At 59.2% G+C, this 16,324-nt stretch carries 13 protein-coding genes; 4 read left to right on the top strand and 9 right to left on the bottom strand.

Annotated features, from left to right (window positions below):
* Positions 1 to 37: 37 nt before the first annotated feature.
* A complete protein-coding gene (locus LMG28727_RS08240; protein ID WP_201641795.1) occupies positions 38 to 1,162 on the top strand; it encodes an MraY family glycosyltransferase in 1,125 nt (374 codons plus the stop codon).
* Between the two features lie 246 nt (positions 1,163 to 1,408).
* On the opposite strand, the gene LMG28727_RS08245 is transcribed toward LMG28727_RS08240, so the two are convergent.
* The 4 genes from LMG28727_RS08245 to LMG28727_RS08260 all read right to left on the bottom strand — a co-directional run bounded on the left by LMG28727_RS08245 (position 1,409) and on the right by LMG28727_RS08260 (position 5,528).
* Positions 1,409 to 3,157, bottom strand: coding sequence for a glucosamine inositolphosphorylceramide transferase family protein (locus tag LMG28727_RS08245; RefSeq protein WP_201641796.1), 1,749 nt, complete (start codon positions 3,155 to 3,157; stop codon positions 1,409 to 1,411).
* Between the two features lie 120 nt (positions 3,158 to 3,277).
* Positions 3,278 to 3,964, bottom strand: coding sequence for a FadR/GntR family transcriptional regulator (locus tag LMG28727_RS08250; protein WP_201641797.1), 687 nt, complete (start codon positions 3,962 to 3,964; stop codon positions 3,278 to 3,280).
* A gap of 602 nt (positions 3,965 to 4,566) precedes the next feature.
* A complete protein-coding gene (gene istB, locus LMG28727_RS08255) occupies positions 4,567 to 5,355 on the bottom strand; it encodes an IS21-like element helper ATPase IstB (protein WP_201641798.1) in 789 nt (262 codons plus the stop codon).
* Positions 5,356 to 5,363: 8 nt separating this feature from the next.
* Entirely contained in the window at positions 5,364 to 5,528 is a 165-nt protein-coding gene (locus LMG28727_RS08260; RefSeq protein WP_201641908.1) for a hypothetical protein, read from the bottom strand.
* A 57-nt stretch (positions 5,529 to 5,585) separates the two neighbouring features.
* Between LMG28727_RS08260 and LMG28727_RS08265 the strand changes: the two genes are divergently transcribed.
* The gene (locus tag LMG28727_RS08265) at positions 5,586 to 7,124 is read left to right on the top strand and encodes an IS3 family transposase (RefSeq protein ID WP_201641799.1); all 1,539 of its coding nucleotides are present in this window, start codon (positions 5,586 to 5,588) and stop codon (positions 7,122 to 7,124) included.
* A gap of 76 nt (positions 7,125 to 7,200) precedes the next feature.
* On the opposite strand, the gene LMG28727_RS08270 is transcribed toward LMG28727_RS08265, so the two are convergent.
* The 3 genes from LMG28727_RS08270 to LMG28727_RS08280 form a co-directional block, all read right to left on the bottom strand.
* Positions 7,201 to 8,235: a DUF4238 domain-containing protein gene (locus LMG28727_RS08270; protein WP_201641800.1), complete on the bottom strand. Its 1,035-nt coding sequence runs from the start codon at positions 8,233 to 8,235 to the stop codon at positions 7,201 to 7,203.
* A 388-nt stretch (positions 8,236 to 8,623) separates the two neighbouring features.
* Positions 8,624 to 8,989 (bottom strand): response regulator, encoded by a 366-nt coding sequence (locus tag LMG28727_RS08275; RefSeq protein WP_201641801.1) that lies wholly within the window; start codon positions 8,987 to 8,989, stop codon positions 8,624 to 8,626.
* 268 nt (positions 8,990 to 9,257) lie between these two features.
* The gene (locus tag LMG28727_RS08280) at positions 9,258 to 9,572 is read right to left on the bottom strand and encodes a hypothetical protein (protein WP_201641802.1); all 315 of its coding nucleotides are present in this window, start codon (positions 9,570 to 9,572) and stop codon (positions 9,258 to 9,260) included.
* A gap of 279 nt (positions 9,573 to 9,851) precedes the next feature.
* Here LMG28727_RS08280 and LMG28727_RS08285 point away from each other — a divergent pair, with 279 nt between their 5' ends.
* Positions 9,852 to 10,451 (top strand): hypothetical protein, encoded by a 600-nt coding sequence (locus LMG28727_RS08285; protein WP_201641803.1) that lies wholly within the window; start codon positions 9,852 to 9,854, stop codon positions 10,449 to 10,451.
* Positions 10,452 to 10,528: 77 nt separating this feature from the next.
* Positions 10,529 to 12,415, top strand: coding sequence for a hypothetical protein (locus tag LMG28727_RS08290; RefSeq protein ID WP_201641804.1), 1,887 nt, complete (start codon positions 10,529 to 10,531; stop codon positions 12,413 to 12,415).
* 413 nt (positions 12,416 to 12,828) lie between these two features.
* On the opposite strand, the gene gmd is transcribed toward LMG28727_RS08290, so the two are convergent.
* Positions 12,829 to 13,947, bottom strand: coding sequence for a GDP-mannose 4,6-dehydratase (gene gmd / locus LMG28727_RS08295; RefSeq protein ID WP_201641805.1), 1,119 nt, complete (start codon positions 13,945 to 13,947; stop codon positions 12,829 to 12,831).
* Between the two features lie 130 nt (positions 13,948 to 14,077).
* Positions 14,078 to 16,321 carry a polysaccharide biosynthesis tyrosine autokinase gene (locus tag LMG28727_RS08300; protein WP_201641806.1) on the bottom strand — a complete coding sequence of 748 codons (2,244 nt, stop codon included), beginning with the start codon at positions 16,319 to 16,321 and terminating at the stop codon, positions 14,078 to 14,080.
* Between the last annotated feature and the right edge of the window lie 3 nt (positions 16,322 to 16,324).

The raw sequence follows: 16,324 nt of genomic DNA on the forward strand, positions 1-16,324 counted from the left end.
TCTCTAAACGTCAGACGTCAACTCTGGAGTAAAAGAGATGCTCGATTTCGCAGTCGGCTTCATCGGGTCGTTTCTGGTTCTGTACATCATCGTGCACAGTGCGAGCATGCATGGATCGCTTTCAATGGACCACGACCTGCATGGTATTCAGAAAAACCACGCATATGCAGTACCGAGAATCGGGGGAATCGGCATAGCGTGCGCGGCCGTCGTGACATCTGTCGCGCAACCGATCTGGTCGACTGGGTCGAACGCTCCAAATCTGATACTCCTGCTATGTGCTGTGCCGGCATTCACGTCCGGAGTTGCGGAGGACCTGACAAAACGGGTGAGTCCTCGTGTGCGACTGCTCTGCGCACTCGCCTCGGCGTTCGCAGCATGCATCACGCTACAAGCCGTGCTCACACGCATCGACCTGCCTTACCTCGATAAATGGATGCGATTTACGCCTTTCGCTGTTGCCTTTACGGTGTTCGGTGTCTCGGGGTTCACGAACGCGATCAATATCATCGACGGCTTCAACGGACTCGCATCTGTCGTTGCCATGTTGATCTTTGCTTCGATCGGCTATGTCGCTCAGGACGTGGGTGACCACCTGGTCTTGAGCGTGGCATTGACAATGCTTGGAGCGATCAGCGGCTTCGTGCCGTGGAATTTTCCGGCGCCGTCCGTGTTTCTTGGTGACGGGGGCGCCTACCTGACTGGATTCATCGCGGCCGAGCTCATGGTTCTGCTAGTGGTTCGGCATCCCGGCGTCTCCGCGTGGTATCCGATAGCCGTTTCGATCTATCCTACGTTCGAAACGCTCTTCTCCATCTATCGCCGAAAGGTAATTCGAGGCCGGCCGGCAGGAGCTCCGGACGGATTGCATCTGCATACGCTCATTTATCGCCGCGTCGTCAGAAAAAATCCGGATTCCCGGAACCTGCGCCAATGTACGCGGCGAAACTCGATGACATCGGTGTATTTGTGGGCATTGAGCCTGATTAGCATCGTTCCGTCAACGTTCTTTTCCAGTTCACCTGTCGTGCTTGCTGGCGTGATCGTGACCTTCGTCATCATCTACTTATGGTTTTATTCTTCGATCGTTACGTTTAGGATACCAAATTGGATAATGCCTGTTCGTACGACCTCAGTCGTCGTGGAACATCCCCGACATTGAGACGCGATGTCTTCGTGAGTGGAGTGTTGCGAAGCAGACGGCGGCACGCGCATGCCGTGGGGGATTCCAACCGGCGTCTGTGGCGTCGCCGCAAGACATTGAGAGGTTGGGGAAACTGCGACAGAAGGCCATTGCATCATCCTGAACTACAGACCGACACAGAAAGCATTGTTGTGTGCCGCTTTCCTCCGCAGCCGGTTTCACAAAACGACGAACCGTTCTTGAGCGAACCAGCAAAACTGAGCGCTAGGCCCGCGTCTTCATCCCATCGATAAATGTCAGGCGTCCGCGCCGATTGAAAGTATGCACGCGCTCGATGGAGTCGTCCCAGTCCGCATCGATCCGACTCACCGCAGTTTCCTTGTACGACGTCTCGTCGATTACGTCGATTCGCTGGAACGACAATGCACGTCCGTAGTTGCCTGTACAGTCTTGCGCTGGTCGGTACCAGTGCCCGTCATGGTAAAAAATCGCTCCTGCCGGACGCGCGCATCTGGCATCGGAAACGATCGGATTGCTCGGATGTGGATGCCATTCATCCGTCACCAGCGTGTCGGCCCAGAAAAGAAATAACTCCTCCGAAGAAGATGCATGCTCATTCTGATGCATTCCGGCGAACAGCCAGTACTTGCCAGCGTGATGCCAGATCGTTGTGTCCACCGCCATGACATCATTCATCAGATTCATCACATGCTCCCATTGATCCGGAAAATTGACGCATCGATAAAGTTCGATCGTGCGATTCTCGTGCGTCTCCGGAATCATGTACAACTCGCCGTTATCCTCAAGCATGAATGGATAGGACAGGTGATAGGGACGCTCGAGCACTTTCGTTGGAGGTAGCACCGGCTGTTCATTCAAGTCGAAGTAAATGACAGATATGTGTCCTTTTTTCCTCGCGTATTCGAGTTCTTCGATGAACGCTACGTACTGACCGCCTCGTTCGACTACGAAAGGGTCAGCCCAGAATCGATCCTTTGGGGGCACCAGATACTGGAACGTGTGGATCTGCCGCGGCAGGTCCTTTTCGTCGTTGATCTGATAGAGCAGCATCCATTGCTCGATAGCGCGCAGGTCGCGAAGCTTCTTTGCAATAGATCGCAGCAGCAAACAATGGATTAGCCACAAACACGTTACATTCGTCGCTCTATGGATCTTCTTCCCGTGGTGCGACGCAGAAGAGGCGCTCGAGCCTGCGTACTTCTCGTTGAAGTGTTTCTCTCCGATCCGCTGGAGCTCACGCAATCTTAGCGAGGCGAACGACACTGTCTTCCAGTAACACAGGCTGCGGTTCCGATGAATGGAGAACGGATAGGTCCTTGACCATGAGCGTTGCAGCAAATGGCTACACTGGTCTCCTCGCAATTGAAACTGCAAGGCAGTCGAGGTCGCGGCACGATTCAGCAAGATATCCCAGGCGCCGACTGGACCCGTGCGCTCGGATGAGTCTTCACCGTGCACGTGGGACCAGATTCCACAAGCGGACGCTTCGAATATGTCGCCATAGGGGCGCAATGGACCGAAACTCAGCAATACAGTGACTCCATAGTCCGCGATGCGCGCGACATCACCGGGTCCGAACACATCGCCATGCTGCTTGCGCTCAACGTCGACGTTCAACATGGGTACTTTTGATAGCGTCGGCGAAAGGTCAACCATTCTGAAAGCATCATGGCGGACTTTCATCAGTCGTTTGTCGAGCGCCATCCATATTGACAGGCTCCAAGGCACGTGTGCAGCTTTGATCGACTGAGGGGACGGTGATCGAAGACTGTACTTGACGGTCAGAACGACCTCGATCCCTTGCTGTGCAGCGATCAACTTGATCATTTCCTCGATCCAGACGGGCACCGTTGTGTCGTCCAAGAGAAGTCCCACTCTTATGTTGCGCTCGTTCATCGTTGAGGTCAGACGTTGCATGTGCGGTTCAAAGCTCGAGACGACCGTACCTCTGCCGCCAGAGCCGAGGGTCTGGCGGTGATCGACACCGAGCATGCCTGTGCGAGCATTTGAATCAGGTCGTAGCACCGCACAGATTCAAATACTCATGGAGTAGGCGGGAGCGGCTGGCTCTAAGCCAGTGCCGTCACGCAACACACCTGCGGCTTCGGACGCTCAAGGCGGAACGGTCGTCGCATTCGTAAGCAGCTGAGTCATTGCGACCTTCGCGCCGTTTGCGTCGTGATTTTCGATCGCACCGATAATCTTCCCGTAATGCGCAGACAGCGACTCGGCAACGAAGATAGGTTCGCGTACATCCGGCTTCATCGATCTCAAGCCAATCTGGACAGCCCTGCCCATCTGCTTCAGCAGTGCGTCGCAACTCGCTTCGACGATCGCGTTACGCAGTTCGTCCTCTGCCAACGCCTGAAGGCTAGCACTTGAGCCTGCATGAACGAGATTTTGATAGCACGCTGCAATTGCGAGACGGTGCTGCCGATTTGCGCGAGTTGCCGCTAGAAACGCGGACCGCGGATCCACAAACGTGCGGAGTTCGATCAGGTTCCGCAGAAATTCAGGATCATAATTAGCATTTGCACGCCATTCTGCCACCACATCGTCGAAAATAACCCAGTCGTGAACCGGCTTGACGCGGGTTCCCGTCTTCTGTTTGACGTCAAGTATTCGCCTGGAAGTTAAAATACTTAACGCTTCGCGCATTATCGTCAAGCTCACGCCATATTTTTTTGATAGGACGATTTGAGGCGGAAGCAGATTATCTTCGTAATCGCCGACAACAATTCCTTTGCCCAGGCGGTCGACCACCCGTTTTACCAGCGACCTTTCATATCCGTTCTCCATGTTCCCTTCTTTCAGTATGAACTTATCAATGCATTTGAACTGATGCGCTTGCGGAGGCGCGGCAGATCCGCCGCGCGTCACCCGCGGCAGGGCGCCGAATAGGTTACCAACCGTGGTTTTAGTAATTCGCACTCCGATTTATAATTTAAATTATGAAACGGAGACGAATAATTCAATGTGGCTACAAGGGTAGCCCGTGCCCCCTTTTTCAACAACGAACGCGTAGCGAACAATCTCTTCCAATGTGCGGTCGCGCACGTATGGTCCGCAACTTTTACCGGGCAAACGTTTTACTTCGAATAACCGAAAGTGTTTGAGGTACTGTCTGTCCGCGCCGATTGAATTTTGAGCCGGGGGTACTGTACGCAGGATGCGGAGTCGCGATCCCCTCCATCGGATTTCGTGTAATCAGCGGCCACACGACCCTTTCGACAGCTGTCTGGGCGGTCACTATCGCGTTACTGTTCCGGAGCGCAGGGGGGATGCTCGGGTCGGCGCTGTTGCCGGGCCTCGCCGTCTGTCACCTTTCGGCGTAATGGAGCCGGGCATTTTCGCCGTAATGACGCCACTGGAAACGAGCAATTCGATGGCTCGAACGGGGATCAAGGTTGCTTGATTTTGCCTCCTTTTGCAAGCTCGGTTCTGAATGTTTCGACGCCCGGTTTTAGTCCGCGATAGCTCTCGCCGTCGAGGACGATTTTGTGAGCGCCATGACGCAAGCGGTCGAGGGTTGCAGCGCCGATCATCTTGTTACCTGGGCATGCTTCCCCCCATTCCGGGAAGTCCAAATTCGACGTTAAAATCGTTGCTGCGCGCTCATAACGCTCGGCGATCAGGTCGTGGAAGTCTTCATCGTCTGGCGAACGCAGTGGCTTAAGGCCAAAGTCGTCAATGATCAGAAGTGGAAGCTTGGCGAGATACTGGAAACGACGGTCGTAAGTGCCCACGGCTGCCGCGCTGCGCAGGCTTGCTAATAATTGGCTTTGTGTTGAGAACAGCACATCGTGTCCTTGCCGAGCTGCAGCGTGTCCGAGGGCTTGCGCAAGATGGCTTTTCCCCGTTCCGCAAGGCCCGGCAATCAGGACCGCCACCTTCTCGTCAATAAATCGGCAGGTGGCGAGATCATGGATAGCGGATCGATTCAGCCCTGGTAGCCTGTCGAAGTCGAATCCTTCGAGCGTCTTCTGGCTACGGAAGTTGGCGCGTCGCATGCGCAGGCTGAGCTTCTTGTTATCGCGCCGGGCTACTTCGTCGTGAATGAGCAGCGAAAGGAATTCGGTGAAGGCGAGCTTGCGATCGATGGCCTCGCGGTTTCGCGCTTCCAGCGAATCGAGGATGCCGGACAAGCGCAACTGCTTAAGCAGTGGAGTCAATTCAGGAATGGGATGCATTGCCGGCCTTATTGGAGAATGGTTTGTGTGTTGCGGCAGAAACGGCCGCCTTCGGTGTAGGTGCTCGCCAGCGCATCAAAGGCGTTTAACAGCGTCAGCTGATCCAATCCCTTTTGCAGAATGGTTTTAACGGCCGTGTAGTGCGGCGTGCCGTAGTGGTTGTTGATTTTCACGCAGTCTTAACCCACCGGGGATGCGGACAAAATCATGGACTACTTTGGAGGTAGTCCATGTATTCATACGAAGACCGCGTTCGGGCGGTCCAGCTGTACCTGAAGCTCGGGGAACGCGTCAAGGCAACAATCCGCCAGTTGGGTTACCCGACGAAGAATTCTCTCAAGGCGTGGTGTGAGGAATTCGAGAAGAGCGGCGATCTGCAGAAAGAGTATGTTCGCGGAAAGCCGAAGTACTCAGAGGAACAGAAGAACCTGGCACTCGAGCATTACGTCAATCACGGGCGGTGCTTCAGCTTCACCCTCCGGGCATTAGGCTATCCCTGTCGCCAGATACTGACGGCGTGGGTTCGCGAGCGCTATCCTGAAGCCAGGACATACGTGGTTGGCAAGCGAGGTCGACCGGCCGCGTCATTGGCATCCAGGCAAGCCGCAGTGTACGAACTGTGCACACGGCAAGGAAGTGCGGAGGCGGTGGCGCGAAAGCTGGACGTCGACAGGGTGACGCTGTACAACTGGAAGAACCAGTTACTCGGGCGAGAGGCCCCTGCATCCATGAAGCGCGACAAGAGATCATCCGCAGAGACGGATCGGGACAAACTGGAGCGGCAGGTCGAAGAGCTCCGGCGCGACATCCGCAATCTGCAGCTTGAACACGACCTGTTGAAGAAGGCGAATGAACTCGTAAAAAAAGACCTGGGCGTCGACCTGCCACTCCTGAGCAACCGGGAGAAGACAACGCTGGTTGACGCCCTGAGAAAAGAATACGGTTTGGCTGAGATGCTTGCGCGGTTGGACCTGGCGCGCAGCTCCTATTTCTACCATCGGTCGTCCATACAGGTTGCCGACAAATATGCGGAGGTCCGTTGTACCGTTGCTGAGATCTTCGAGGACAATCACCGATCCTACGGCTATCGTCGGGTGCAGGCAGCGCTCAGCCGGCAACGGGTGTTTCTATCGGAGAAAGTCGTGCGTCGCCTCATGAAACACGGCGGCCTTCACGCAGCAAGGCCCAGGCGTCGCCGATATCGTTCTTATATCGGAGAAATCAGCCCTGCCCCAGATAACATCATCAATCACGATTTCCACGCTGAGGCCCCCAATGAAAAGTGGGTAACGGATATCTCCGAGTTCCAGATTCCTGCGGGAAAGGTATATCTGTCGCCCATGATCGACTGCTTCGATGGCATGGTAGTGAGCTGGACGATTGGCACAAGCCCCGATGCAGAGCTCGTAAATACCATGCTGGATGCGGCCATCGAGACCGTGACCGAAAACGATGAGACGCCGATCGTACATTCGGATCGAGGTGGCCATTACCGTTGGCCGGGCTGGCTATCGCGGGTTGCAAAGGCTAATCTGGTCCGGTCCATGTCGCGTAAAGCCTGTTCCCCGGACAACGCGGCCTGTGAGGGATTCTTCGGCAGGCTGAAGACCGAGATGTTCTATCCAGGGGACTGGCGTTCGACGACCATCGCGGAGTTCGTTGAGGTACTGAACGCCTACGTTCTCTGGTACAACGAGAAACGGATCAAGGGCTCGCTTGGCTATCTCAGTCCCATCGAGTACCGTGAAAGCCTCGGGCTAACGACGTAAATCAGTCCAGGAAAATGTCCGCATCCCCTTTGTATCAATTTACAACTGCGCGCGACACGATCCACGCGCACTGGTTTCATGACCGCTGCAATGCGGGCAGCAATTCCTGGCCGTAGCGCATCAAGAGATGTTCGTCCAGGAACCGGAATCTGTCGGTCTCAGCGTAGATTTGGTGATCGGCATAGAAAATTGTACGCGAGTTGATACCGGCGACCGTAGTGATGGGTAGCTCGAGGGTTCCGACGCGGCCATCGAACCGCCCCCGCATGACCAGGTCCTTCGTAAGCGGAAAAAAAACTGACGTACCTTGAAGTCCGAGACCGGGTACGTCGGGTCCGGCTTCCCTTTCCACGTCGTCCCACGACAGCGTGACGGGACGATCGGAAGTGATGAACCCGCCGGAGCTGGATGTGGCCCTAGCCACTATCCAACTCCGGCGATGTAGCAGGTTGTAGATGGTCGTCATCGCCAGCAAATCTTGCTCATGGTGCTCGGTGGTGAGTGCGGCGATGGTCTCGTCGTTTCGACCGCCGAGGGTCCTGAGCTTTTCCCGAGTGAGGTCCACCACGCCTTTGGTACCGGGCTGGGCGACCGTCTGCTTCTGTGATTCCCAGCCCTCCCGATTCGCGATTGCAAACTCGCTCAGACTTCCCGTGGTCTCCCCGTTGTACCGGCGCGCCCCTTCCATGCAGTCTGGACTGAGCATGGCCAACTGCGCGATCAGTTTGAGAATGAGCGCGCGGTCGGCGTCGCTGGAAAAGTCGCCCTTGCTGTTGATACGGGTCACCGCTGAGGCCAGTTCCAACTCAAACTGCCCATAGCTCAGCTGGATCGAGGCGGGACCATCTGTATCGATCTCGATCGGGCTGAATTCGCGTTCTGCGGCCACACTTACCGGCGTCGTGACAAACGCATGTGCGACCGCCGAGTCGACTACATACAGCTGCGAGTTTTTATCGTGGTTGCGAGTGAACCCACTGAGATAGCGCTGGAGAACGCAATTATGCTTTCGGGCTCTTCCAGCCCCGTCGTCTCCCCTTACAAAACTTGATTTTGCCTTTGACATAGAGCCTCGATCGTGCGGATTGATGGTCGGATCGCGTTGGATCATTTCTTGCTCGCGCGTACACTCTTGCAGCTTCCGCGGTCTCTGCTGCGCCGCGGCGCGCACCCGAATCGAACGTTCAGCTGAGCCCCCTGCTACCTCGCGGAGAGTTCGGGGGCGGGTTCGGGGATCTCTTAAGTGCGGAGCGTCCGCAACGAAGCGCTGGACGCATTGCGAGGCCCAATTCCGGCAAGCCGAGCGGGCACTCCCTCACAAGGGCAAGGCCGCTTCAGTCAGACTAAACGGTTTGAGTAAAGCTGTTAATTCCAAAACGAGCTGGCATACGATCGGCACAGCGGTCAGCGAAGTCTGCAGACGAGCCGCGCAGTGGAGACGCCGCTCGCGGACTCGCCGGGAATTCGCCGCATACAAAATGTCGCGACTTCCTGATACATCAGTCCGCTCCGCAAACGTTTAAGAGGCGCTGCACTGACGCCCGGAGCTTCTCAATAGAGACGGGCTTAGGCCAGAACTCATCCCAGATCAACCGTTCGCCTAGATCGAGGTATTCGTCCCCGGTAAGGATGAGAGGAATTCGCGCGAGCGCAGGCTTCGACTTGAGGTGCAGGCAAAATTCAACTCCGTCCATCAAGGGCATTAACCAGTCGGCAACTATAAGCGCTGGGTTCTCTTTTCTCGCGAAGACGAGCCCTTCAAGTCCATTTCGGACACTGACGACCCGACAGCCATCGTGGCGAAGAACGGCGTTCCATGCCGCCACGGACGCCGTATCGCCAGCTACGATCAGAATCGTTTTCATTGCCGTTACGTGTTCGTCCCTAAGGGTACTTGGAGAATAGCGATCCGTTCGCCGACATTCTGTACGTCGACGCACCGTTACGTGCGGACCTAGCAAATGCCGCGATGGCTTTGGCAAGTCCGTGCTCCGCGAACCGGGTTACAGCGCGTTGATTGTTACTCGACAAGCCACTTGCCGTCTATCTTCACAACAAGATGATCACACTACGCAAGTGCGCGCCCGTACACTACGGTGATCACTACTGCAGCGGCCCCTTGCCGGAAGGGACTTAAGAAGAATACCACCGGAGAGGCGGGTCGCAGGGCAACTCTCGAGGTGAAGGCGCGAAGATCTCACCAAGATCGAAATCGTCGGCGTCGGGCAGCCGGTTTCTGAGCCGCGTCTTGTAAGCGGCCACGCGTTCGGGCGGCACCTGGCAGAACACCTGGGCGAAGTGAGCACGCTCACCTGCGGTTTCCACTTTGGCGTCGACAGCCTCATCGCCCGACGCGCCCGTCACAGGCAGCATCGTCGACAGAAACAGCGCGGACGTCACCGCGAAAATCGCTCTATAACAGTACGGCCTGTTTTTCATGATCGCCACCAGACTGCCTCGACTGCTCCCGACGGCCCTTACAAACTCATCTGTCGTTCACGTCGTTTTCCGCCAGTTTGCACGCGTTTGTCCTGATTTGACTGGAGGATGGCGTTTTCGCCCGCTATCCGGCACATTACCCCGGCGAAGCCCGGTGTTACGCTAAAGCGAGGAGCCTTCGCGGAAAAAGCGCCGCCGTTTAACGGTGCGCTCGGGGCACTCAGCAAAAAACACCGCGAAGCGCCAATGCCCGTGAAGGGCGAAAACATCGCTGCGGGAGCCACTGCGATGGAATTTAAAACATATACCGTGCTGACGCTAATGGTGGTTAGCAGCACTGCCTTTGCATGGCAGCCGCTGACCTATCCGGTCCGGAGTCAGAGCCCTTATCAGCGCAGCGTCGACACTGCATTGTGTTACGCGGAGGCGAACAAGACCAAGGTCGATATCACCCGGGAATCGCAGATTCCACCGCGCAAAGCGCCTCCGCCCAAAACCTCGTCGACAGGGGTCCCGTCGCGGCCGCCGTTGCCGTCGAGCACCTTCTCGGCGGCGCCGGCGGGCGCGAGCATGCCGGCCGCCGCGACCGAGCCTGGCGGCGCAAGTGCACCGGCGGCGACCACTGCTGCGACCGCCGCGACAGAAGGAGCGTCGGCCGTGAGATCGGCGGGCACCGCTGCCGCCATCTCCAGCGCAATGGCTGCTCTGGCGTCCTCGGGGACCAGCGCGGACCTTGGCGCGTCGGATGCGGTGGCCGGTTCGTCGAATCCGAACGCGGCATCCAGCGTAGCGCTGCCGCCGCTGCCGGCTCCCGAGCCGCCCATGACGCGCTACTGGGCCGCCTACGGCGCATGCATGCAGGCGAAGGGTTACGTCGTCGCGCAGTAGCTAGGCTTGCGAGTCTTGTTGCGCTCACCTGCTTTTTTGACCGATGCGTCGCATTCGACGTCCGTTAGCGAGCGGCCATGTCCAATTACCTGATTTCCAGTCAGCAAGATCCCCGGCGTTGCGGCCACTGCGGTGCGCCTCTCGTCGGCCGCTTCTCGCCTTGCCTTTCGTGCCATTCGCTCGCGATAGAAGGATTTGGCGCGCAGGCGGGCCCACTGCCGGCTTCGCAAACCTCGCAGCAAAGTTCGCCGCCGACGTTTCGTGCCACACGGCCGGCGCGCGGATTCTCGCGCGCTTCGCCGGGCGAGCTTGTCTATCCGTACGAATCGATCGACGAAGCCGAACTGGTCGCGAGAGCAAATCGGCGGCTACGCAGGCCTGTCGTGCTGGCTGCTTCGGTTCTGGCGGTGAGCTCTGCCGTGTATCTAGGCTTCACCTACAGTGATGATTTGCGTCTGGGGACACAGGTAGCGAGCATCAGCCAGCTGTTTGCCCAGATCGGCAAGCCGTCCGTTGCCGTTGCCGAGCAACCTGGCGGCGCTGGAGCACAGGAGCGACCGGGGGGGGCCGCGCAACACCTCGCGTCGGTCCGGCCTCCGCTCAATGCGCCATTGCGCACGTCCCCATCCGGGCAGCAGCGCGCCGCATCGGCGACAACGTCGGATACCCAGCGCACTGCCGCCGCTCTGGCACCGGGCGCAGCGGATAAAGCACGCGCCGATACGTTGAAGCCAGCGCCGCAACCGCGCGCCGTCGAGCACCGGCAGCCTGTCGTCGTTGCGCAGCTACATCCGGCATCGGCGCTGTCCTCGTCAGCGGTGGCACCGTTCGCGTCTCCATCCGGGCAGCAACGCGTCGCATCGGCGACAACGTCGGATACCCAGCGCACCGCCGCCGCTCTGGCACCTAGCGCAGCGGATAAAGCACCCGCCGACACGTTGAAGCCAGCGCCGCAACCGCGCGCAGTCGAACACCAGCAGCCTGCCGTCGTTGCGCAGCTACATCCGGCATCGGCGCTGTCCTCATCAGCGGTGGCACCGCTCGCATCCCCGTCCGGGCGGCAGCGCGTCGCACCGGCGACAACTTCGGATACCCAGCGCACTGCCGCCGCTCTGGCCTCGAGCGCAGCGGATAAAGCCCCCGCCGATACGTTGAAGCAAGAGCCGCAACCGCGCGCCGTCACCCAGCAACATGTTGCCGTCCTTGCGCAACATCCCGCACCGGTCACCTCCCTATCGACAGCAACAGCAACAGCAACAACACTACCGGCATCGCCAGCCGAACAGCAGCACGTCGCATTGGCCCTGACGGATATGAAACGCGCTACCCCCAATCTGGCATTGAGCGCCGCAGATAAAGCGCGCGCCGACACGTCGGCGTCGAAGTCGCAACCAGGCGTCGTCGCGCAGCAACAGGCCGCCGTCGCCGCGCAACGCCCGGCGCCGGTCAGATCGTCGCCAGGGAGACCTGCGGTTGCATCGCCCACCGACCAGCGCCGCGTCCGACTGGCAACGCCGGACATCAACCGCGCCGCCGCCGATCGGACAATCAGCGCGGCGGATAAACAGCGCGACGATTCGTCCAGGTATCTGAAAGCGGCACGCGTCAGTCTGAAAGCGAACAATCTGTCGGCGACGAAAGCCCGCCTTGCTGCAGCGCTTGCCGCTCAACCCGACAACCGCGACGCGCTGCGCCTGCGCTCCACGGTGCGGACACTCGAGCAGCAGCGCGATGCACTGCTCGGCCTTGCGCGCAGCTGCGGTGACATCGGACACTGGGCGTGCACGTCGCACAATGCGGGCATCGCGCTGCAAATCGATTCGAGCAGCAAGGAGGCGCAGCGTCTCGCGACGCGGGCAACGCGCACAACAGAACTCCGGATCGAGCCTCCCGCCGACACCGCCGCCACAGACACCGTCGCCGAGCCATCGCCCGATGTGGGCTACCTGATGGCGCATCACTGATCACCGACGTTTCGCCGAAAGGCAACCAGTCCGGCCCCGAAGGGCATGCGATGCCCTTCGCCCCGCAACGCTCGCGGGGCTGCATTGACACGCCGGAATGCTGCGGCTTGCCCGCCGCGCAATCGCACACAGCGGCGGCCGCGACATTCGCGGCCACAGGGACGTCGAAGCGGCCCTACGCTCACGGCCGTTTCAGCGCGATGACCAGAACAACAGATTGGGGAAAGGAGATACGAGGACAGGCCGCACCGCGTCGAGCCCCTCGTTCGGGACAAGTGCTTGAACGCCGCCTGAGCGCAGAGGGTCGAGCCCGGAGCGCATTCAGGCATGCCACGACAGCCCGCAACGAAATTGCGGGCCGCAATTCCACGGCGGAGACTCGTACTCGACGAGCCCCGCCGCATGCATTACCGCTACTCGTGGTGCTCCAGCGCAGTAAAACCTGCCAGCGTGACGAGAGCGTCGCGGCGTGCGATCTGGTAATCCGAGCGCACCATTTCCTTGACCAGTTGCGGGAACGAGGTGGTCGGCTTCCAGCCCAGTTTCGCATGCGCCTTCGACGGATCGCCCAGCAGCGTTTCGACCTCGGCCGGACGGAAATAGCGCGGATCGACCCGCAGGATCACGTCGCCCGGCGACACCTTGATCTCGCGTCCTTCCACTTTTTCGACGATGCCGACTTCATCCACGCCGGTGCCTTCGAAGCGCACGGTAATGCCCAATTCAGCGGCCGCGGACTGAACGAAGTGACGCACGCTGTACTGGACGCCGGTCGCGATCACATAATCTTCGGGCAGTTCCTGTTGCAGCATGAGCCATTGCATTTCCACGTAATCGCGGGCGTGGCCCCAGTCGCGCAACGCCGACAGATTGCCGAGATACAGCATCTTCTGCGTGCCCACCGCGATGCGCGCAATCGCGCGCGTGATCTTGCGCGTCACGAAGGTCTCGCCGCGCACCGGCGATTCGTGATTGAACAGAATCCCGTTGCACGCGAAAAATCCGTATGCCTCGCGATAGTTGACGGTCGTCCAGTACGCGAACAGTTTGGCAACGGCATACGGGCTGCGCGGATAGAACGGTGTGGTTTCGGTCTGCGGCATCTGCTGCACGAGCCCATACAGTTCCGATGTAGACGCCTGGTAAAAGCGGGTCTTCTCCTGCATGCCGAGAATTCTGATCGCCTCGAGGATGCGCAACGTGCCGAGGCCGTCCGCGTTAGCGGTGTATTCCGGCTCCTCGAACGACACCGCAACGTGGCTTTGCGCCGCGAGGTTGTAGATTTCGTCGGGCTCGACGCGCTGGATCACACGCAGCAAGCTGGTCGAGTCGGTCAGATCGGCGTGATGCAGAAAGAGCCGCTGTTCCGGTTCGTGCGGATCGCGGTAGAGATGATCGATCCGATCCGTGTTGAACAGGGACACCCTGCGTTTGATGCCGTGGACGATGTAGTCCTTCGCGAGCAGCAACTCAGCCAGGTACGAGCCGTCCTGTCCAGTGATGCCGGTGATCAGCGCAACCTTGCGTTTCATGGAACCTTCTCCAGATTAGATTTTTCCGACGCTTTATGCGAACCCCAAACCCTGACACCGTTTCAATGCCAGGCTCAATGCGTGAACGGCCGCGGTGACGCGCCGTCCCGTGTGCTGCGAGTCCGTGTCTTCAACCGGCAATGCTGTCGTAGCCGTAGTAGCCGCCCTGGTACCCCGAACCGAGGAATGCCGCCTCCTGCGGTACATCGGTCAGCAGCACGCCGCGCATCGCCACCCCGCCATTGCGCAACCGTTTCGCCGTCTCGACAATCTCGTGAAGCGGTTGGCGGCCGTGGCGCACCACCAGCAGCGTGGTGCCCGCATATTTCCCGATCACCGTCGAATCGGTCACTGCCAGCACCGGTGGCGTATCGACAATAACCAGGTCGTACTGCGGCTTCAGTTCGTCAAGCAACATTTCGAAGCGTTTGCTCATCAGCAGTTCGGCCGGATTGGTCGGCAACGAACCCTTGGCGAGCACGTCCAGACCCGGCAGCACGTCGCGCTGAATCATCGAGTAAAGCTCGCCGCCGACCAGCACATCGGACAGGCCCGGCTGATGCGGGATACCGAAATGCGAATGCACGTCGCCTCGACGCATGTCGCCGTCGATAATCAGCACTCTTTTGTTCGTCGACGCAACCAGCGTCGACAGGTTGACCGACAGGAACGACTTGCCGGCGTCGGGCCGCGAACCGGTGATCATCACGACGTTGTTGGTCGCGTATTCGAGCGAGAGTTGCAGCGAAGTACGCAGATTGCGCACGCCTTCCACCGCGATGTCCTGCGGCGCCTGCTGCGCGAGCACATGTAGCCCGCGGCGGCGCATTTCAACCTTTTCCTGGAGCCGCAACTGGGTCTGGCTGCGCGGCACGACCGCGAATACCGGCAAGCCAAGCATGCCTTCGAGTTCGTCCGACCGCTCGACTCCACCGAACATCGCGCGCTTGATGAAAGTCAGCAGGATGCCGAGCGCGAGGCCGCCGCCGAGCGCGCCAAGAATCACCAGCATGCGTTTCGGCCGCACGGGGTCGTCCGGCGCTTCGGCGAAATCCACCACTCGCACCGCCGCGACCTCGCCCGCCTTTGCCATGCGCAACTGCTGAGCATTGCTCAGTAGGTTCTTGTACAGGTCAGTGTTGACCTGCACGTCGCGCAGCAATTGCACCGCCGCCTGCTCGGTGTCCGGCATGACCGCAACGCTGCGGTTCATGTCGTTCTGCGCGCCCTGCAACGCGGCGATCTGCGCGTCGAGCGCGGCCACCATCGGATGACTCGGCGTAAAGCGCTGCGACAGTTGCGCGCGTTGCTGCTGAAGGTCGACCAGCTTCGTCTTGTTATCGACGGTCTGTTGCAGCAGCAGGCGGCTTTCCTCACCCAGATCGACCGCGCCGTGAGCGTTGCGAAACTTGTTGTAGCGCTGCTCCGCTTCGGCGAGATCCTTGCGCACGCCGGGAAGTTGCTGATTGAGGTAGGCCAGCATCTGCTCGCTGGCGATCGCGCGGCTGTCCATGTCCTGACGCGCGAAGTCGCGCGCGATGTTGTTGACGACCGCCGCGGTCAGCGCGCTGTCGGTGCCCTCCAGACTCGCGCGGATCACGCCGGACTGCGGCGAGGTCTCCTGAATCACCAGCGCTTTCTGCAAACGGTCGACCGTCGTGAGCGTCGACGCGCGCGACAATTCGAAACGCGAACCGGGCGCGCCGGTCAGCTTGTCGACACGCAGTGCGATCGGCCCATCGGCGGTATCGGTTTCGACTAATTCGCCGACCCGGCCCGACAGGATCGCAACGCCGTTGCGGTCCCGAAGCATGTAGGCGCCATCGGCACCTGCAACCAGCGTGAAGGTGCTGCCGTACATTTCCTTCGACGTGTCGAAACGCGACACGGCGATGCTCTGATCTCCCCATGCGTAACCGGAAAGGTTGATGAACGAGGGCAATCTGAAACCCCATTGCCCGTTCACCAACCCGGCAAACATCCTGCCGACCAGCGGGAAATAATGCGGCGTCGCGGTGACATCGAGGTGCAGCGTTCTGACCGCGTCCTCGGTGACGGAGCGCGATTTCAACAACTCGTTCGCCGCCGCTGTCGACGACCTGCTGGCGGACATGCCTGTGAGTTGCGGCAACGAATCCTTGCCGCCGGCATTGGCATTGGCCATCTTGTCGTCGACGTGGAACAACACGTCCGCGCGGTAGGTGGGCGGCGCGAGAAAAGCATATGCGCAGCCCACGGCGAGCGCGATCAGCGTCACCACCACGATGGTGCGCCAACCGCGCACCATCGTGCGAAGGTAGTCCGACAGATGATGCCTGTCCGGTCCGGACACGTCGGCGTAACTCGAATAGCGGTTATCGACATTGATTGCCATGTT

It is taken from the genome of Paraburkholderia metrosideri, from assembly GCF_904848625.1.
GTDB lineage: Bacteria > Pseudomonadota > Gammaproteobacteria > Burkholderiales > Burkholderiaceae > Paraburkholderia > Paraburkholderia metrosideri.